General features: G+C 38.6%; 17 protein-coding genes, 2 tRNA genes, 1 rRNA gene and 2 riboswitches. Of the genes, 17 read left to right on the top strand and 3 right to left on the bottom strand.

Annotated elements, in window-relative coordinates:
- Window positions 1–56 precede the first annotated feature (56 nt).
- The 7 genes from rrf to tsaD all read left to right on the top strand — a co-directional run bounded on the left by rrf (window position 57) and on the right by tsaD (window position 3,217).
- Window positions 57–172 (top strand): 5S ribosomal RNA (gene rrf / locus AC2YJL_RS27190).
- 25 nt (window positions 173–197) lie between these two features.
- Window positions 198–274: transfer RNA gene (locus AC2YJL_RS27185), tRNA-Met, on the top strand.
- Window positions 275–278: 4 nt separating this feature from the next.
- Window positions 279–354, top strand: a tRNA-Asp gene (locus AC2YJL_RS27180).
- A 220-nt stretch (window positions 355–574) separates the two neighbouring features.
- Window positions 575–1,045: a tRNA (adenosine(37)-N6)-threonylcarbamoyltransferase complex ATPase subunit type 1 TsaE gene (tsaE, locus tag AC2YJL_RS27175; RefSeq protein ID WP_369361877.1), complete on the top strand. Its 471-nt coding sequence runs from the start codon at window positions 575–577 to the stop codon at window positions 1,043–1,045.
- Window positions 1,042–1,740 (top strand): tRNA (adenosine(37)-N6)-threonylcarbamoyltransferase complex dimerization subunit type 1 TsaB, encoded by a 699-nt coding sequence (gene tsaB / locus AC2YJL_RS27170; RefSeq protein WP_230931659.1) that lies wholly within the window; start codon window positions 1,042–1,044, stop codon window positions 1,738–1,740. Before tsaE ends, tsaB begins: the two co-directional genes overlap by 4 nt.
- Window positions 1,741–1,754: 14 nt before the next feature.
- Complete coding sequence (rimI, locus tag AC2YJL_RS27165) at window positions 1,755–2,204, top strand: ribosomal protein S18-alanine N-acetyltransferase (protein WP_034654811.1); 450 nt, start codon at window positions 1,755–1,757, stop codon at window positions 2,202–2,204.
- Window positions 2,201–3,217, top strand: coding sequence for a tRNA (adenosine(37)-N6)-threonylcarbamoyltransferase complex transferase subunit TsaD (gene tsaD, locus AC2YJL_RS27160; protein WP_487375078.1), 1,017 nt, complete (start codon window positions 2,201–2,203; stop codon window positions 3,215–3,217). The genes rimI and tsaD overlap by 4 nt, the downstream gene beginning before the upstream one ends.
- Before the next feature lie 255 nt (window positions 3,218–3,472).
- Here the strand turns inward: tsaD and AC2YJL_RS27155 are convergent, their stop codons facing one another.
- Window positions 3,473–5,407 (bottom strand): ABC-F family ATP-binding cassette domain-containing protein, encoded by a 1,935-nt coding sequence (locus AC2YJL_RS27155; protein ID WP_230931660.1) that lies wholly within the window; start codon window positions 5,405–5,407, stop codon window positions 3,473–3,475.
- A 458-nt stretch (window positions 5,408–5,865) separates the two neighbouring features.
- Here AC2YJL_RS27155 and AC2YJL_RS27150 point away from each other — a divergent pair, with 458 nt between their 5' ends.
- Genes AC2YJL_RS27150 through tatC form a run of 3 tightly spaced genes read left to right on the top strand, consistent with a single transcriptional unit; the run spans window position 5,866 to window position 7,514 of the window.
- Window positions 5,866–6,504, top strand: a complete 639-nt coding sequence (locus AC2YJL_RS27150; protein ID WP_028410376.1) for a redox-sensing transcriptional repressor Rex — start codon at window positions 5,866–5,868, stop codon at window positions 6,502–6,504.
- Between the two features lie 53 nt (window positions 6,505–6,557).
- On the top strand, window positions 6,558–6,743 hold the full coding sequence (gene tatA, locus AC2YJL_RS27145; RefSeq protein WP_013055022.1) for a twin-arginine translocase TatA/TatE family subunit: 186 nt from the start codon (window positions 6,558–6,560) through the stop codon (window positions 6,741–6,743).
- A gap of 15 nt (window positions 6,744–6,758) precedes the next feature.
- The gene (gene tatC, locus AC2YJL_RS27140) at window positions 6,759–7,514 is read left to right on the top strand and encodes a twin-arginine translocase subunit TatC (RefSeq protein ID WP_013055023.1); all 756 of its coding nucleotides are present in this window, start codon (window positions 6,759–6,761) and stop codon (window positions 7,512–7,514) included.
- Window positions 7,515–7,539: 25 nt separating this feature from the next.
- Here tatC and AC2YJL_RS27135 read toward each other — a convergent pair whose 3' ends face one another.
- Complete coding sequence (locus AC2YJL_RS27135) at window positions 7,540–7,767, bottom strand: YdiK family protein (protein ID WP_013055024.1); 228 nt, start codon at window positions 7,765–7,767, stop codon at window positions 7,540–7,542.
- A complete protein-coding gene (locus AC2YJL_RS27130) occupies window positions 7,764–8,492 on the bottom strand; it encodes a CPBP family intramembrane glutamic endopeptidase (protein WP_050691696.1) in 729 nt (242 codons plus the stop codon). Before AC2YJL_RS27130 ends, AC2YJL_RS27135 begins: the two co-directional genes overlap by 4 nt.
- Window positions 8,493–8,791: 299 nt before the next feature.
- Between AC2YJL_RS27130 and groES the strand changes: the two genes are divergently transcribed.
- From groES to AC2YJL_RS27095, 7 genes are all read left to right on the top strand, one after another.
- On the top strand, window positions 8,792–9,076 hold the full coding sequence (gene groES, locus AC2YJL_RS27125; RefSeq protein WP_013055026.1) for a co-chaperone GroES: 285 nt from the start codon (window positions 8,792–8,794) through the stop codon (window positions 9,074–9,076).
- A 67-nt stretch (window positions 9,077–9,143) separates the two neighbouring features.
- Entirely contained in the window at window positions 9,144–10,775 is a 1,632-nt protein-coding gene (groL, locus tag AC2YJL_RS27120) for a chaperonin GroEL (protein ID WP_013081432.1), read from the top strand.
- Between the two features lie 158 nt (window positions 10,776–10,933).
- Window positions 10,934–11,884, top strand: a complete 951-nt coding sequence (locus AC2YJL_RS27115) for an AAA family ATPase (RefSeq protein WP_195695585.1) — start codon at window positions 10,934–10,936, stop codon at window positions 11,882–11,884.
- 10 nt (window positions 11,885–11,894) lie between these two features.
- Entirely contained in the window at window positions 11,895–13,085 is a 1,191-nt protein-coding gene (locus AC2YJL_RS27110) for a DUF58 domain-containing protein (protein ID WP_251569213.1), read from the top strand.
- On the top strand, window positions 13,082–15,274 hold the full coding sequence (locus tag AC2YJL_RS27105; protein WP_251569214.1) for a transglutaminase TgpA family protein: 2,193 nt from the start codon (window positions 13,082–13,084) through the stop codon (window positions 15,272–15,274). The genes AC2YJL_RS27110 and AC2YJL_RS27105 overlap by 4 nt, the downstream gene beginning before the upstream one ends.
- A gap of 39 nt (window positions 15,275–15,313) precedes the next feature.
- A riboswitch (purine riboswitch) is annotated at window positions 15,314–15,415 on the top strand.
- A gap of 123 nt (window positions 15,416–15,538) precedes the next feature.
- Complete coding sequence (gene guaA, locus AC2YJL_RS27100) at window positions 15,539–17,068, top strand: glutamine-hydrolyzing GMP synthase (protein WP_028410369.1); 1,530 nt, start codon at window positions 15,539–15,541, stop codon at window positions 17,066–17,068.
- A gap of 97 nt (window positions 17,069–17,165) precedes the next feature.
- A riboswitch (purine riboswitch) is annotated at window positions 17,166–17,267 on the top strand.
- Window positions 17,268–17,400: 133 nt separating this feature from the next.
- Entirely contained in the window at window positions 17,401–18,726 is a 1,326-nt protein-coding gene (locus AC2YJL_RS27095; RefSeq protein ID WP_013055032.1) for an NCS2 family permease, read from the top strand.
- Window positions 18,727–19,020: the final 294 nt, after the last annotated feature.

Below are 19,020 nucleotides of genomic sequence, written 5' to 3'. Positions count from 1 at the left end.
TAAGCTTTACTCAGCAAACTGTTACCTAGTTTTGAGAGAACAATCTCATATAAATGTCTAGTGATAATGGCAAAGAGGTCACACCCGTTCCCATACCGAACACGGAAGTTAAGCTCTTTAGCGCCGATGGTAGTTGGGACTTTGTCCCTGTGAGAGTAGGACATCGCTAGGCATTTTTATTTTGCTTTTTTTATCATCGCGGGGTGGAGCAGTTCGGTAGCTCGTCGGGCTCATAACCCGAAGGTCGCAGGTTCAAATCCTGTCCCCGCAACCAACATGGTCCCGTGGTGTAGCGGTTAACATGCCTGCCTGTCACGCAGGAGATCGCGGGTTCGATTCCCGTCGGGACCGCCATGTTTTAGAAACGAAACAATGTGTTTCGTCTTTTTTATTGTTTGAACCATTTTTATATAAAACTTTACCGTCCTTAGGAGCAATCCTAAGGAATTTTTTATATACAAAGAAATTTCTTTATAGAATTGCGATGTTAAAGATTGTTGGATTTCTTACTGGATATGTATAGTCCACAACGTTTACAATATATATATACAGATTGAAATGAGGTTCTGAATGAATGACAGAGATTAACGAATTTACGTTTATGTCTACGTCTCCTGATAAAACTAATCAGCTGGCTGCTCGTCTAGCAACTTTATTAGAAGCTGGTGACGTGCTGCTGCTTGAAGGCGATTTGGGAGCTGGAAAGACAACATTCACAAAAAGTTTAGCTAAAGGATTAGGAATTGAACGCAATGTGAATAGCCCGACATTTACGATCATTAAAGAATACAAAAGCGGTCGCCTTCCTCTTTATCATATGGATGTGTACCGTCTAGGGGATGAATTTGAAGACCTAGGGTTTGATGAGTATTTTGAAGGAGATGGCGTGACGGTCGTGGAGTGGGCTCATCTGATTGAAGAGCAGCTTCCTAATGAATATATTCAAATCAATATTTACCATGAAAACGAAACGGCTCGTAAAATCCTTGTAAAAGCGATAGGCAGTCGGTACGTTGAAATATGTAAGGAGCTTTTTAAAAGATGAAAATGTTAGCCATTGATACATCCAATTTTGTCATGGGTGTTGCTGTCGTTGAAGAAAACAAAGTAATTGGAGAAATTATTACGAATCTAAAAAAGAATCACTCCGTTCGTGTGATGAACGCTGTGGAATCTTTGTTAAAGGATTGTGATATTGCGCCAAGCGAGCTAGACCGTATTGTAGTAGCACACGGTCCAGGATCTTATACAGGTGTACGCATTGGCGTTACCATTGCCAAGACACTTGCTTGGACTTTAAATATTCCTTTAATAGGTGTATCTAGCCTTGAGGCACTATCAGCAAACGGTCGCTATTTTGATGGATATATCGCTCCGTTATTTGATGCGCGCCGTCAACAGCTTTATACAGGACTATATGAATGGAATAACGAGAGAGGTCTTGTAGAAGTTGAAAGTGATCGACTTGTTATTAATAAAGACTGGGCGGAACATTTAAAGTCATACAACAAACCTATTTTATTCATAGGCAATGATCTTCCTATGCATGAAGAGGCGTTAAAAGAAGTGCTGGGTGAACAAGCTGTATTTGCCCATGTTCAGCAGTTTAATCCAAGACCAAGTGAATTGGCTTTCTTAGGAATGAAGAAAGAGCCGCAGTCTGTGCATACTTTTGTTCCGAACTACATTCGTTTAGCTGAAGCCGAAGCCAACTGGCTTGCTTCACAGCAAAAAGGATAAAAGAAGGTATAAACATGAAACTAACAATTAAGTTTCGTTTAATGGAAGTTAAAGATATTGATCAAGTAGTGAAAATTGAAGAGAAGTCTTTTACGACACCTTGGAGTTCAGAAGCGTTTCAAAATGAGTTAACCAATAATCAATTTTCAACTTACATTGTGATGGAAGAAGGAGAAAATATTATTGGGTATTGCGGAACGTGGATTGTTATTGACGAAGCACATGTAACCAACATTGCGCTATTGCCAGACTACCGAGGTAAGGGACTCGGTGAATTGTTGCTGCGCAACGTGATGGACGTGCTTCGAAAACTAGGTGCTGCGTCAATGACATTAGAAGTTAGGGTATCTAATCATATTGCACAATCATTGTATCAAAAGCTAGGTTTTAAACCTGGAGGTATTCGTAAGAATTATTATTCTGATAACAATGAGGATGCATTAGTTATGTGGGTGAATTTATGAGTGAAAATCAATTAATTTTAGCATTAGAAACAAGCTGTGATGAGACAGCAGCAGCCGTGATTCGAAACGGTCATGAAATTGTAGCCAATGTGGTGGCCTCTCAAATAGAAAGTCATAAACGATTTGGCGGTGTCGTACCGGAGATTGCATCTCGTCATCATGTGGAACAAATTACGGTGGTAGTTGAAGAAACTTTAAATCAAGCGAACTTGACGTTTGCAGATATTGATGCAATAGCTGTAACGGAAGGACCAGGGCTTGTGGGAGCACTTCTTATTGGCGTAAATGCAGCCAAAGCGCTAGCATTTGCACATCAAAAGCCATTAATTGGTGTTCATCATATTGCAGGACATATTTATGCAAACCAGCTAATCAAAAAATTAGAATTCCCGCTTTTATCGTTAGTTGTATCTGGAGGGCATACGGAGCTTGTATACATGGAAAGTCACGGTCAGTTTAAAGTGATTGGTGAAACGAGAGATGATGCAGCAGGAGAAGCCTACGATAAAGTAGCCCGCACGTTAAACCTTTCATATCCAGGGGGACCGCATATTGACCGCCTTGCACATGAAGGAGAGCCATTAATTGATTTGCCGCGTGCTTGGCTAGAAGAAGGATCCTATGATTTTAGTTTCAGTGGGTTAAAATCAGCAGTTATTAACACTGTCCACAACGCGAAGCAAAAAGGTGAAGAAATTCTTCCACAAACGCTTGCTGCTAGCTTTCAAGCGAGTGTTATTGATGTGTTAGTAACTAAAACCGTTAAAGCTGCAAAGGAATATAACGTTAAGCAAGTGTTAGTAGCAGGAGGAGTTGCTGCTAATAAAGGACTTAGAGCAGCGCTAGAAGAGGCATTTGCACCATTATCAAACATCGAACTTATTATCCCGCCGCTCTCTCTCTGCACGGATAATGCTGCAATGATTGGAGCAGCAGCAAGTGTACGATTTGCTCAAGGAAAACGTTCAGATATGTCATTAAACGCAAACCCCGGTTTAGACTTGGAAGAGTAAGAGACGAATGAGATTTAGTTCTCATTCGTCTTTTTTTGTGGATAAAAATAATTTATCAACAATATTCAATAAATTTAGAATTAACTGTGGATAATTATGTGGAAAAGTCCGTGCGCTCAGTACACGGACCTGTTATCAACAAGTTTTAATTATGAAAATCAGACAGATATCCACTGTTTATTCACAGAGTGGATAAAGCTTGTTCTAAAGCGCACGAACAAGTAAATAGGATGAATAAATACGAAAAAATATAGACTATTCTTCTAGAAGAAGCTGTAATTCTTCCCACTCTTCCATTAATGTGGATAACTGTGAAGAAATTTTTTCGTTTTCACCGTTTAATCTTGATACTTCTTCGTGGTTTTGATAAATTTCAGGGTCACAAAGAAGTTCTTCATTCTCTGCTTGTGCGGCTTCTAATTTGTTTACTTCAGTCTCAATTTCTTCAATGCGGCGCGTTCGCTGCCTCATCAATTTTTTTTGTTCTTTATCTTGTTTATAGGACTGTTTATCTACTTTTACCGTGCGTTCTTCGTTTGCTTTTATATTTTCTAATTCTTTGATTTCCTCTATTTCTGCTTTCTTTTCTACATAATAGTCATAATCTCCAAGAAACTCTTCTAACCCTTCAGGAGACAGCTCTGCTATTTTGTTTGCAATACGATTAATAAAATAACGGTCATGTGAAACAAATAACAGAGTTCCTGGGTAATCGATTAACGCATTCTCGAGTACTTGTTTGCTATCTAAATCAAGATGGTTAGTAGGTTCATCTAAAATTAAGAAATTAGCTTTTTGAAGCATAAGCTTCGCAAGAGCCAAGCGTGCTTTTTCACCACCGCTAAGCGTGGAAACGATTTTCAGTACATCATCACCTGAAAACAGAAAATTTCCAAGCGCTGTACGAATTTCTTTTTCAGGTTTGGATGGGTATTCATCCCAAAGCTCATTTAAAACGGTTTTATTAGACGTTAAATTGGCTTGCTCTTGGTCGTAATAACCAACCATTACGTTTGAGCCAAAGGAAATGGTTCCAGTCTTGAAGCTTAGTTTATCCACAATACCTTTTAATAAAGTAGATTTCCCAACTCCATTAGGGCCAACCAACGCAAGGCTTTCACCTTTTTTAATCCGAAGGTTTGCCTGCTGAACGATATATTTGTGTTCATCATATCCGATAGACACGTCTTCAAGATTTAAGACTTCATTTCCGCTTTGACGCTCAATTTCAAACGAAAAACTAGCTGATTTTTCGCCTTCGTTAGGTCGATTTATTAACTCCATTCGATCGAGCTGTTTCCGTCTGCTTTGCGCACGTTTTGTAGTCGATGCGCGGGCGATGTTTCGCTGAATAAAATCATTCAGTTTTGCGACTTCATCTTGCTGCTTTTCATACTGACGCAACTCTTTTTCATATCGCTCTGCTTTTTGTACAAGGTATTTAGAGTAGTTGCCCGTGTACTTGACCGTTGTTTTTTGTGTGACTTCATACACTTGATTTACGACTTTATCAAGGAAGTAACGATCGTGTGAAACAATTAAAATAGCTCCTTCATACCCTTGCAGAAACTGTTCCAGCCATGCTAAAGTTTCAATATCTAAGTGGTTGGTAGGCTCATCGAGAATAAGCAAGTCTGGCTTTGTTAAAAGCAGTTTTGCAAGAGCCAAGCGCGTTTTTTGTCCACCGCTCAAGGAGGAAATAGGGGTGCTATAGTCAAAGTTTGAAAAACGGAAACCGTGAAGAATAGACCGTGTATCCGCTTCATATTGATAGCCGCCTAAATCTTTGAACGTTACTTGAAGCTGGTCGTACTCTTTGGTTAGTTTTTCGTATTGAACTGAATCATTAAAAATGTCTGGATCACCCATCTTCGTTTCAAGCGTACGTAATTCTTTTTCCATTTTCTTTAACGGAGCAAAGACCGTCATCATTTCTTCCCATATGGAGAGTGTTGACTCAAGAACTGTATCTTGTCCCATATAATCAATGGAAACACCTTTAGGTTTAATAATTTCTCCGCTGTCATAAGAAAGCTGCTCAGCAATAATTTTTAATAAAGTTGATTTACCAGCACCGTTTCGTCCCACTAGGGCAATGCGGTCTTTTGATTGTACTTCTAACTTTATATTCGATAAAATGGGTTCTGCCCCATAGTATTTTGTAATACCGTTCAATTGTAGAATAATCATTTTTTCACCTCTAGTAGTATATCCATAGTGTATTTTAACATATTTTCAACTACAAGTTCTTCTTACAAGCGTTTGTAATTTGTAGAGGGACAAGGACAAATGATGAAGCGAATGTTTTGATTCATGAAATAAAATGATTTTACCTGCACATTTTATACAGGATACTATGTTAAAATAAGAGATAAGTGCATCTCTGAACTTATATATGATGGATGTAGAAAACCCGTCATGACTAACAAACGAATCCTTTGAAGGGCACATTGCTTCGTTCTAGCTACCGACTTTAAGTAGTGCTGGATAGACAAAAGCCGTCGGGGTGCGAAGCGGAGTATATATAAAACAAGAGAAAAGAGAGAGAATTGGAAGCGCTACCTCAAAGCGGTTGATGCTTTGTGAAAGGTAATGCAATATGACTTGAAAATGTTAGTAATGACATACATGAACTGAGGGGGTACAACGTGAACACTGAACAATTAAAAATACCACAAGCAACGGCTAAACGATTGCCGCTTTATTATCGTTTTTTAAAAAACTTGCATGCTTCTGGTAAACAGCGTGTTTCGTCAGCGGAGTTAAGTGAGGCAGTGAAAGTTGATTCTGCTACTATTCGCCGGGATTTTTCTTACTTTGGAGCATTAGGGAAAAAGGGATACGGCTACAATGTGAATTATTTGCTTACATTTTTCCGTAAAACGTTAGACCAAGATGAAGTAACGAAAGTAGCACTGATTGGCGTAGGGAATCTCGGAACGGCCTTTTTAAATTATAATTTTATTAAAAATAATAACACTAAAATTGAGTGCGCTTTTGATGTGATAGAAGATAAAGTCGGTACAAAAGTAGGCGACGTGCCGGTTTATCACCTTGACCAATTGGAAGATTATATGAGTGATGACATCTCAGTAGCGATTTTAACCGTTCCAGCCACTGTTGCTCAGCAAATTACCGATCGTTTAGTGAGTTGCGGAATTAAAGGAATTTTAAACTTTACTCCTGCACGCTTAAACGTACCGGATGAGATTCGACTGCATCATATTGATCTTGCTGTAGAATTACAGTCGCTTGTCTACTTTTTGAAAAATTATCCTGTTGAATAAGGCGGACTATGTTACGATTTCCTTAAGTCTAAATTAATAAGGAGAGTGGGAATATGGGGATTGGAGCAGGCAGTTGGATTATTATTGCGATTGTAGCACTGCTTATTTTTGGACCGAAACGGTTACCGGAGCTAGGAAGATCAGTGGGCCAAACGCTTAGAGAGTTTAAGCATGCCGCTAGCGGTGCATCAGAAGATCGTGAAAAAGATAAACAGCGTCAAGTAGATGACAAAGAGTAAAAGGGTGATCATAGTATGACCGAACAAGAAATGTCAATATATGATCATATAGGAGAGCTGCGAAAACGCATTTTAATTGTTTTATTTTTCTTTGTGATTGCCACAATTGGCGGCTTTTTTATAGCGGATAAGGTCATTGTCTATTTACAGCATGCTGATGAGGCAAAAAATTTAACGATGAATGCATTTAGGCTAACAGATCCAGTTAAGATTTATATGCAGTTTGCTGTTATTATCGGCTGTGTACTTGCAGCTCCTGTTGCACTGTATCAACTCTGGGCATTTATTAGTCCTGGTTTATATGAAAAAGAGCGGAAGGTAACGCTAGGATATATTCCTGTTTCCATTTTTCTCTTTATCGGCGGTGTCTCTTTTTCTTATTTTGTGTTGTTTCCATTTGTCGTCGATTTTATGACGCGCGTTTCTGATGAGCTGAATGTAAACCAAGTGATTGGCATTAATGAATACTTTTCTTTTTTAATGCAGCTCACACTGCCTTTTGGCCTGTTGTTTCAGCTTCCTGTCGTCGTGATGTTTTTGACGAGATTAGGAATTATCACGCCTATGTTTTTATCTCAAATTCGAAAATATGCCTATTTCGTACTGCTAGTTATTGCCGCACTTATTACACCACCGGAATTGCTCTCGCACATGATGGTGACAGTGCCGCTCTTAATTTTGTATGAAATCAGCATCATTATTTCCCGCATTTCGTATCGCAAAGTGTTAAAGGCAAGGGCAGAGCAAGAAAGAGAAGATGTTAGTATGTAAAAAAACCACTGAAACAGTGGTTTTTTTATTTAGATGAATCATCTTGATTTTTATATTGCTGCTGCAATTTTTTAATTTTGTAGTGCAAGATAAAGATGCGAACCGCAAACCTGAAATCGAATGCGGCTACGAGTGCAAATAAGATTGTGGGGAAATTCCACACGGTTTCCTGAGCATTTTGAATTGCCAAGTAAGTAAATAAAATCCCCATAATAATATAAATAAACCCTCGTGTTAAAGGGATATTCTTCATAAAAACATGCCTCCAAAAATAAACTGCATTTGTTCTGCTTGTTTTTGCATTTCTATAATTTTATCTGCAAAAATAGTTTGAGATAAAATAACGATTGTATTCATCAAAACATGAGCAATAATAGGTACAACAATTAGTCTTGTTCTTGCATAAAGGAATGCAAATACAAATCCCATGGCTGTATACACAAGTAAATGTTTAAAATCCCAGTGTACCGCAGCGAAAATAAGGGAACTAATAAATGCAGAGATAAAGAAATTGTATCGTTTGTGAAGAGAGCCGAAAATAATCTTTCGGAAAATAATCTCTTCTAGTATTGGTCCAATAACAGACGTAACGACAATAAGGAACGGTGTTGCTTTAACAAGGTTAACAATATTTTGTGTGTTTTCAGATACTTGGGTAATGCCAAGAGCGTGTTCGATCATACCTGCTACAGCTTGACCAGCCATAGCGAGAAACACCCCAAGGACTGACCAGACAACAGCAATCGTTTTTCCAGCATGTTCTATACGCATGGACATGTCACGACGCAGCAGCAGTAAGACAATAAGTAAGCCAAGGATAAAGCTAATGATAGTCCAATAAGTCAAAAGCAGGACATTCGCTGTTCGAACTGGATAGTCATCAAACATTCCTGTTAATTTTAACAGCGGTATACCAACAACTCCTGAAAACTGCATAAGGATGTAGGTGAGGATAACATACCAATAACGTTTTTCCAATCTTCTATACTCCTTTAAAAGGTTTTTATGTATATATGTCGAAGAAGTACTGTAAAGTTAGTAATTTCTTCTTGCTCGTATTGTAACATACATATTATTGAACAGAGAAAAGAATGCTTTATTTCTCAAAATCGTCGAAATCTAAGACTATTATATGTAGTTGTCGTAAATTTTAAATTTTTTTTGTTTAATACTTGCAAAAAAAACCCACTTTGTTTTAATATAATAATTGTGTTAGCACTCGTCGAGGTTGAGTGCTAATAAAAATGCAAACATATTATTTGAGGAGGTTGTTTCACTTGTTAAAGCCATTAGGTGATCGCGTAGTGATTGAACTTGTAAAATCTGAGGAAAAAACAGCAAGCGGTATCGTGTTACCGGACAGTGCAAAAGAAAAACCACAAGAGGGTAAGATTGTTGCTGTTGGTACAGGCCGAGTATTAGAAAGCGGTGAGCGTGTAGCTTTAGAAGTAGCTGCGGGCGATCGTATCATCTTCTCAAAATATGCGGGTACTGAAGTGAAATACGAAGGTACTGAATACTTAATTTTACGCGAAAGCGATATTTTAGCTGTAATCGGCTAATTTTAACCACAAACTTATCATACGTAAAAAATAGATTATTAAGAACATCTTGAGGAGGTCAAAGAACATGGCAAAAGACATTAAATTTAGCGAAGAAGCACGTCGCGCAATGCTACGTGGTGTAGATACATTAGCAAATGCTGTAAAAGTAACGCTTGGACCAAAAGGTCGTAACGTTGTATTAGAAAAGAAATTCGGTTCACCGCTTATTACAAATGACGGTGTAACAATTGCAAAAGAAATCGAATTAGAAGACGCATTTGAAAATATGGGTGCTAAATTAGTAGCGGAAGTCGCTAGCAAAACAAACGACGTTGCTGGTGACGGTACAACTACTGCAACAGTTTTAGCGCAAGCAATGATCAGAGAAGGTCTTAAAAACGTAACGGCTGGTGCTAACCCAATGGGTATCCGTAAAGGGATGGAAAAAGCAGTAGCTGTAGCGGTTGAAGAACTAAAAGCAATCTCTAAACCAATTCAAGGTAAAGATTCAATTGCTCAAGTAGCGGCTATCTCAGCAGCTGACGAAGAAGTAGGTCAATTAATTGCTGAAGCAATGGAGCGCGTTGGTAACGACGGCGTTATCACACTTGAAGAATCAAAAGGTTTCACAACTGAATTAGAAGTGGTAGAAGGTATGCAGTTTGACCGTGGATATGCATCTCCTTATATGGTAACTGATTCAGATAAAATGGAAGCTGTATTAGATGATCCATACATCTTAATCACAGACAAAAAAATCGGTAACATTCAAGAAATCTTACCGGTATTAGAGCAAGTTGTTCAACAAGGCAAGCCTCTATTAATCATCGCTGAAGACGTAGAAGGCGAAGCTTTAGCAACATTAGTTGTGAACAAACTTCGTGGTACATTTACAGCTGTAGCTGTTAAAGCTCCTGGTTTCGGTGATCGTCGTAAAGCAATGCTACAAGATGTTGCAATCCTAACAGGCGGAGAAGTAATCACTGAAGAGCTTGGTCTTGACTTAAAAACAGCAAGCATCGATCAATTAGGTCGCGCTTCTAAAATTGTTGTAACAAAAGAAAATACAACAGTTGTAAACGGTGCAGGAAACGCAGAAGATATCCTAGCACGCGTAAACCAAATCAAAGCTCAGCTTGAAGAAACAACTTCAGAGTTTGACCGTGAAAAATTACAAGAGCGCTTAGCAAAACTTGCTGGTGGCGTAGCTGTAATTAAAGTGGGTGCGGCAACTGAAACTGAGTTAAAAGAACGTAAATTACGTATTGAAGATGCATTAAACTCTACGCGTGCTGCGGTTGAAGAAGGTATCGTAGCTGGTGGTGGTACTGCATTAGTAAATATCTATAATAAAGTAGCAAGCATCGAAGCTGACGGTGACACTGCTACAGGTATCAACATCGTATTACGTGCGATCGAAGAGCCTGTACGTCAAATCGCTCACAACGCTGGTTTAGAAGGATCAGTAATCGTTGAGCGTCTAAAAGGCGAAGCAGTTGGAACTGGATTTAACGCTGCAACTGGCGAGTGGGTAAATATGCTAGACACTGGTATCGTTGACCCAACAAAAGTAACGCGTTCAGCTCTTCAAAATGCTTCTTCTGTAGCGGCTATGTTCTTAACAACTGAAGCAGTTGTTGCTGACAAGCCAGAAGAAGGCGGAGCACCTGCAATGCCTGACATGGGCGGCATGGGTGGAATGGGCGGCATGATGTAATCACTGCCCTACCTAAAAAAGCGACCAAGTACTCACTTGGTCGCTTTTTTGCGTGCATTAATATTTTCAGATTTTTTTAAAATTTGTTAAGATAGTACTATGTTTATTGAAAAACATACTAAACTCAAGGCTTAACTGAGTTTTAAGGGGGAGCTTCGTTGATTCAGCTGGATCATATTAATAATAAATTAAACCAAGTATTAGAAAACATCGATCAAATTGTAATTGGAAAGCGTCATGTATCTACGTTGAGTTTGGTTGCTTTGCTTGCAAAGGGGCATATTTTGCTTGAAGATGTGCCGGGTGTGGGGAAAACGATGCTCGTGAAGGCACTGGCCAAATCGATTGATGCAGAATTTAAACGAATTCAATTCACGCCCGATTTGCTGCCGTCCGACGTAACAGGTGTTTCTATTTACAGTCCAAAAGACATGGAATTTCATTTTCGTCCAGGTCCTATCATGAGCCACATTGTACTCGCTGATGAGATTAACAGGACTTCTCCTAAAACACAATCGGCGCTTTTAGAAGCAATGGCTGAGCATCATGTAACAACCGATGGTATCACCCGGGAAATTCCAGCGCCTTTTTTTGTGATGGCTACTCAAAATCCTGTTGATTTTGATGGGACCTATCATTTGCCAGAAGCGCAGCTGGATCGATTTTTATTCAAATTAAGCATGGGGTATCCTACGCAGGAAGAGGAGCTTCAAATTTTAAACGGCGTATCGACTCAAGTTAATCTTGAAGATGTCAAACCCGTCATGAGCATTCCAGAATTAGTACAGGCTCAAAAAACTGTAAGCAGTATTTATGTAGATGATGCGATCAAGCACTATATCATCGAAATCATTCGCAAAACGCGCTCTCATCCACATGTTTCGTTAGGTATCAGTCCTCGTGGAACGGTTTCCTTTATGAAGGCCGTTCAAGCATATGCGTTAGTGAAGGGAAGAGATTACTGTCTTCCTGATGATGTTCAAGAGCTTGCTTCGTATGTGTGTGCACATCGATTAATGCTAAGATCTGATACCCAGTACAGCGGCTTAACAGCGGATGATGTGATGAAGCAAATTATGGCTGATACGAAAGTACCTGTTAAAAGGTAAGAGGTACTTTATGAAACAGTATATAAAAGTGATATGGAATAAATGTAGGGGCTGGTTCGTTTTATTCTGCATCTTTGCTGCTACGTTTTCTTACGCGATGTTTCAAGGGGGCTTTGTCAGCTGGTTTTTATTTTATAGCTTCTTACCTTTTGGATTATATGCGGCAGCCGTTTTGCTTTATCCGTTAAAGAAGTGGAATGTTACTCGTGATGTGAAGCTACAGCCTCGATTCGCTGGAGATCATCTTTCGTATGACATTCATATTACACGCTCCTCGGGTTTTCCTGTTTATATGGCAGCAGTGAAAGAGGAGAGTAACCTTTTAGATCAAGAAGAAAGAACAATTTATCCGCTTTTTCAACGAAATGCTGTTATTCCGCATGAAAGATCGTTTGTAGAAAGAGGAGAATATGAATTTTTTACGATTTCGATTGAATTGAGTGATTTATTAGGAATTGTAAAAAAGAAGGCATATTATCCGCTGCAGCAGCGGTTTATCGTATATCCTCAAATCCATGAGATAGATATCCCGTTTCTTTTAGCGGGAATAGAAGAAGGAAAAAATGAAGTTTCCACGGGGAATCAATCTACTACGTTAGTGACAGGCATTAGAGAATACCAGCCGGGTGACCGATTAGGATCTATCGATTGGAAGGCGACAGCTCGTAAATCTACGTTGATTTCTAAAGAGTTCGGTCATTATCATGAACGGAGTATGATTATCATTGCAGATGTTATAAGCTCTCTATACTTTGAAGAACGAATGAGCTTTCTGGCATCCATGCTCATTCATGAAGAAACCAAGCGTAAAAAAATCGATTTTCTTTTAGCTGGAGATGCACTTTTTTTACCAAAAACCTCTGAACAAAGTGAGACTGATAACCTGTTGTATCACTTAGCGCGTGCACAGCCTGTTAACAACCGAGCGTTCGAAACAGAATTTAAGAGTATTGCCATTCAAAAGCAGCATTCTTTTATGGTCATTGTCAGTCAAGTTACAGGGGCTCTCATTGGGCAGGTTCAATCTAAGCTAAGTCTGCATGCTAAGGCATCAATAATTGTCGTTAAAGATGAAGGAGCAGGGCTTAGTGACGAAGAGACGGTTATTGTAAATGGAATACAATCTTCTGCTTTAACGATTGAAGTCGTTAATATTCCTCTTCCTCTATCATCTAAAGGAAGTGAGGGCGGAAATAAGTGAATAAATCAGCTTTGTATGTAAAAAACATCTTATTGTACGCGGGAGCATTCTTTTTATTAGTGGAATGGCTTCTTCCTTTAAATGAAGTGACGGATACTAATCAAATTCAGTACTTTATCTTGTTTGTTGCTTACTGTTTTTTGTGTTTAACGTTTCGCTTGCCGTTTATCGTGATGGCGTTAGGGAGTATATTGTTTATTTTGTTTTCGCTTCACAATCTCTATTTCCAAGGAGCATTCTTTTCTTCAGACTGGCTTCCGAGACTTTTGGAGATTCTTCAGTCAGATGCACAAAGTATCATGGAGTGGAATATAGCGAATTTATCATTTGAAATGAGGAGCACTTTATTTTTTGTGCTGCTTTGGATTATGGCTTATTTAATTCGATATTGGATCTTTTATCAAAAAAGAATTTTCTTCTTTTTCTTCTTAACCATTTTGTATATTACCGTGTTGGATACCTTTTCTACTTACGATGCGGGAGCTACTATTATTCGCGTGACCATTATTGGATTTTTATTAGTAGCCATGCTTCGCATAAATCCTGAACGCATAAAAGCTACGAGCACTGAGCGTTTAGAAAATAGAAAACGATCGTTTCTTTTTCTAGGCAGCTTTTTAGCTATCGTCATTGTGCTGGCTTATCTCGCTCCTAAACCAGGGCCGCAGTGGCCAGATCCCGTACCTTTTATCACAGCGCATACAACAAATCAAGGACAGGGAGAATCTGCAAGCGGTCAACGAATTGGCTATGATATGGACGATTCTAAATTGGGGGGATCGTTTGTTAATGATGATACGGTTGTGTTTACAGCCAAAGTAGAGGATGAGCACTATTGGCGTATTGAAACGAAGGATGTTTATACAGGTAAGGGGTGGGAGCTGTCTAAAGAGGAAGAAAAAGTATCCTTTAAAGGAAATGAAAACTTACTCCCTCAATATGACTCAAGTGTAGCAGGACAAGTAAGAAAAGCAGAAGTTACCTATTCGCAGCCTTCTGTTCATCTTATGCATGTTCCTCAACTGCTGTCGCTAACCTTAAAAAATGGCATTCAAACCGATGTTACACCGACAAATGAAAAATTATATCCTTATCAAAATGACAAGCTTGTTACTGTTCAATCGTATGAGATGACGTATAAATATCCTGTATTTAATATTGGACTTCTTCAGCAAGCAGAGGAAAAAAAGGCAGAGAGTTTAGAGAATAATAACGAATTCATAGCAAGGTATACGCAACTTCCTGCTAATTTGCCGAAACGAGTAAAGGATTTAGCTCGTGAGGTAACAAAAAATAAGAACAATCGTTATGAAAAAGCGAAAGCCGTTGAAGAATACTTCCGATCAAATCCATATGTATATGATACTGAAAATGTTCCAATTCCTACGAAAAATAAAGATTATGTGGATCAATTTTTATTTGATACAAAAAGAGGGTACTGTGATAACTTCTCTACTTCTATGGTTGTGCTGCTTCGTTCATTAGATATTCCTGCTCGGTGGGTAAAGGGCTATACAGAAGGTGATGCCACCGTCATTTCAGGAAGTAGTAAGTGGACAACCTATGAAATCACACAAAATAATGCTCATTCTTGGGTCGAAGTCTATTTTCCAGGAGCGGGTTGGGTACCTTTTGAACCAACAAAAAGTTTTTCTAATCCTTATGATTTTGTAGATAGCCAACCTAACAACTCTAGTGAAAATAGTCAAAGGGAAGAAGAGAAACAAGAAACGCAAGTGAAGGAGCAGCCTAAGGAAAAAGAGCTTCCCGCACAAGAAGAAAGAGCGAAAGAAAAAACAGCTTCTCTTCAAAATGCTAAGTTGTCTATGAAGTGGAAAGTGCTTTTCTACGGACTGATTGTAATTATGTTAATAGTAATATATCTCAATCGATTTAAATGGTTTTTACCTTTTTATATCTCTTTTTATAAAAAGAAAGAGAGTGTGGAAACCTTTGAATCAGCGTATGCTTTTTTACTTAAAAGACTTGCTGCAAATGGACTAAAGCGGCAAGAAAGTCAGACGCTGCGCGACTTTGCAAGAGAAGTAGACGAAAAATTAAATACGGTAAATATGCTACAATTAACGGAAAAATATGAGCGGGTGTTGTATCGAAATGCAGATTCCATAAAAGAATGGAAAGAGTCGATTGAATTGTGGGAAAATTTAATCAAAAAAACGAGTTCTTGACCATTGTTTCGCGGATTGATAGAATATTCTCGAACTTACTATAAATGTTTCGTATACCTTCATATATCCTCGATAATATGGTTCGAGAGTCTCTACCGGGTCACCTTAAACGATCTGACTATGAAGGCAGAACAGTCTATTTGACAATGAACGTCGTGCTCAACTAGACTTCTGCCTTTGTTTTTTGAGGGAGAAGTCTAGTTTTTTTTATATTTTAGGGCATAATAACAAGTGATTATTTACACATTCGGAGAGGTGAACAAGATGGAAGGCATGATTGTTGTATTAGATTTTGGTAGTCAATATAACCAACTGATTACGCGTCGCATTCGCGAGTTCGGAGTATATAGTGAATTGCATCCGCACACAATTACAGCAGAAGAGATTAAAGCATTAAATCCAAAGGGAATTATTTTTTCTGGAGGCCCAAACAGTGTGTACGGTGAAAACGCATTTCACTGCGATGAAAACATTTTTGAATTAGGTATTCCTGTGTTAGGTATTTGTTATGGAATGCAATTAATGACTCATCATTTTGGCGGGAAGGTAGAAGGTGCTAGCCATCGTGAATATGGTAAAGCAGCGATTAACGTACAAAACGATTCATTAATGTACCATGAGTTGCCAAAAGAACAAGTTGTTTGGATGAGTCACGGTGATTTAGTTGTAGAAACACCAGCTGGTTTTGAAGTGGACGCAACTAGTCCATCTTGTCCAATTGCCGCAATGAGTAACAAAGAAAAGAATATGTACGGAGTGCAGTTCCATCCAGAAGTTCGCCATTCAGTGCACGGTAACCATATCTTAAAGAACTTCGTGTTTGAAGTATGTCATGCTGAAGCAAACTGGTCAATCGAGAACTTCATTGAAGTTGAAATGGATAAAATCCGTGAAACAGTTGGAGATAGAAAAGTACTTTGCGCACTTAGCGGCGGAGTAGACTCTTCAGTAGTAGCTGTATTAATTCACAAAGCAATTGGTGATCAGTTAACATGTATGTTCGTAGATCACGGTTTATTACGTAAAGGTGAAGCGGAAAGCGTAATGGAAACATTTAGCGAAGGCTTTAATATGAACGTAATTAAAATCGATGCAAAAGATCGCTTCTTAGAAAAATTAAACGGCGTATCAGATCCTGAACAAAAGCGTAAAATCATCGGTAATGAATTTATTTATGTATTCGATGACGAAGCTGCTAAATTAAAAGGGTTTGATTTCCTAGCTCAAGGTACGCTATACACAGATATTATCGAGAGTGGGACAGCTACAGCTCAAACGATCAAATCTCACCACAACGTAGGTGGGTTACCGGAAGATATGCAGTTCAAACTAATCGAACCGTTAAACACGCTATTCAAAGATGAAGTACGTGCATTAGGTTCTGAATTGGGTATCCCTGATAACATCGTTTGGCGTCAACCTTTCCCAGGACCAGGTCTAGGTATTCGTGTACTTGGTGCAATTACGGAAGAGAAGTTAGAAATTGTACGTGAGTCGGATGCTATTTTACGTGAAGAGATTGCAAAAGCTGACTTAGAGCGCGATATCTGGCAATACTTTACGGTTCTTCCTGACATCCGCAGTGTAGGTGTAATGGGAGATGCTCGTACGTATGATTACACAATCGGTATTCGTGCTGTTACATCGATTGATGGTATGACTTCTGACTGGGCGCGTATTCCTTGGGATGTGCTTGAAGTTATCTCAACGCGTATTGTAAACGAAGTTAAGCATATTAACCGCGTAGTGTATGATATTACAAGTAAGCCACCTGCAACAATTGAATGGGAATAATATGTAAGAAAACCGAACAAACGAACATTCTTTTATAAGAATGTTCGTTTTTTGTTGACTTTTTTAAAAAGTTAATGGTAGGATAGTAACATAAAACAGCGAGATATAGCTTTAATGTCGTATAATCTTGGGGATAAGGCCCAAAAGTTTCTACCGAGCTACCGTAAATGGCTTGACTACGAGAAAGTAATACATGTATGTGTAAAAATCTTTTGTTTTTTTGGCTCATACATTTCTCTTTTAGTCGATCTTATGCCTTTACGCGCCTAGTGTAGAGGCATATTTTATGGCTTGCCTAAGTGCATGCGGCTTCTATAAAGGGAGGAAAAAACGTGAAGAAGTATTTTCGTTTTGAAGAGCTGGGTACTAGCTATCGAAAAGAGTTTATAGCTGGCCTTACAACTTTTCTATCTATGGCTTACATTTTATTTGTTAATCCATCTGTGCTATCACTAAGTGATGTAAAGGATCTTCCTGACAGTATGAGAATGGACCAAGGGGCTGTATTTACAGCTACTGCTTTAGCGGCAGCTTTGGGATCAATTGTTATGGGAGTGCTTGGTAGATATCCAATTTCATTAGCTCCAGGTATGGGATTAAACGCATTTTTTGCTTATACAGTTGTTCTGACAATGGGAATTCCATGGCAGACGGCTTTAACGGGTGTTATGATATCAGGTGTTATTTTTATTCTTTTAACATTAACAAGCCTGCGAGAAAAAATTATTAATTCTATTCCTATTGAATTAAAAATGGCTGTTGGAGCAGGTATTGGTTTATTTATTAGTTTTATTGGTATGAAAGGTGCCGGAATCATTGTCAAAGATGATGCCACATTTGTTGGACTGGGTGATTTAACTAACCCAACAACGTTACTTGCGGTTTTTGGCATTGTCATTACTATTGTATTAATGGTGCTTCGAGTAAATGCAGCTGTATTTATCGGTATGATTGTAACGGCTGTAGCAGGTATGGCTTTTGGTTTAATTGATACACCTAAAGCAGTTGTTTCATCAGTTCCTAGTCTTGACCCGACGTTTGGGGCAGCTTTTCAAAATATCGGTGATATCTTTACTGTAAAGATGCTAGTCGTCATTTTAACTTTCTTATTTGTTGATTTCTTCGATACAGCAGGTACAATGGTTGCTGTAGCGAGTCAAGCTGGGCTTATGAAAGATAATAAACTTCCGCGAGCGGGCAGAGCGTTATTGGCAGATTCTAGTGCGATTGTAGTTGGTGCTGTTCTTGGTACCTCATCAACAACAGCTTATGTAGAGTCTACGGCTGGAGTAGCAGCGGGCGGACGTTCAGGATTTACTGCAATCGTAACGGCGGCGTTTTTCTTAGTTGCACTGTTCTTTTCTCCATTGTTAGCGGTCGTAACACCAGCTGTTACTGCGCCGGCTTTAATTACGGTAGGAGCTCTGATGGTGTCAAATTTAGGAGAAATTAATTGGAAAGAGTTCGAAGTAGCAGTTCCCGCATTTTTCACGGTAATTATGATGCCACTAACATACAGTATTGCAACAGGTATTGCGGTTGGTTTTATCTTTTATCCTATTACAATGTTATGCAGCAAGCGTGGAAAAGAAGTTCATCCAATTATGTATGCTCTCTGTATCATCTTCATACTCTATTTTGCATTCTTAGCAGAATAGTTTAAATAAAAAAGCTCAGTTTAATGACTGGGCTTTTTTTTTATGGTAAGATAAGAAAACTGCATAGCGGCTAGATTGCTATTGTAATAGAGAGTATTCAATCATTATATTGAAGGTTTACTTCATTAACTTTTTTATTTATAAAGTTTTTTAGAAAAACGATTGACTCTATATATTATATATGGTAAATTATTAAATGTCGCTGATGAACAGCGCAGTTGAGAGAAACATCTTAAAAAAGATGTTGACATCAAAATGATAGAATGTTATACTAATAAAGTTGCTTCAGGGCAA

This window comes from Priestia sp. SRI_019, assembly GCF_057586255.1.
The sequence above is the reverse complement of the archived record's forward strand: the minus strand, read 5'-3'. Positions and strand labels throughout refer to the sequence as shown.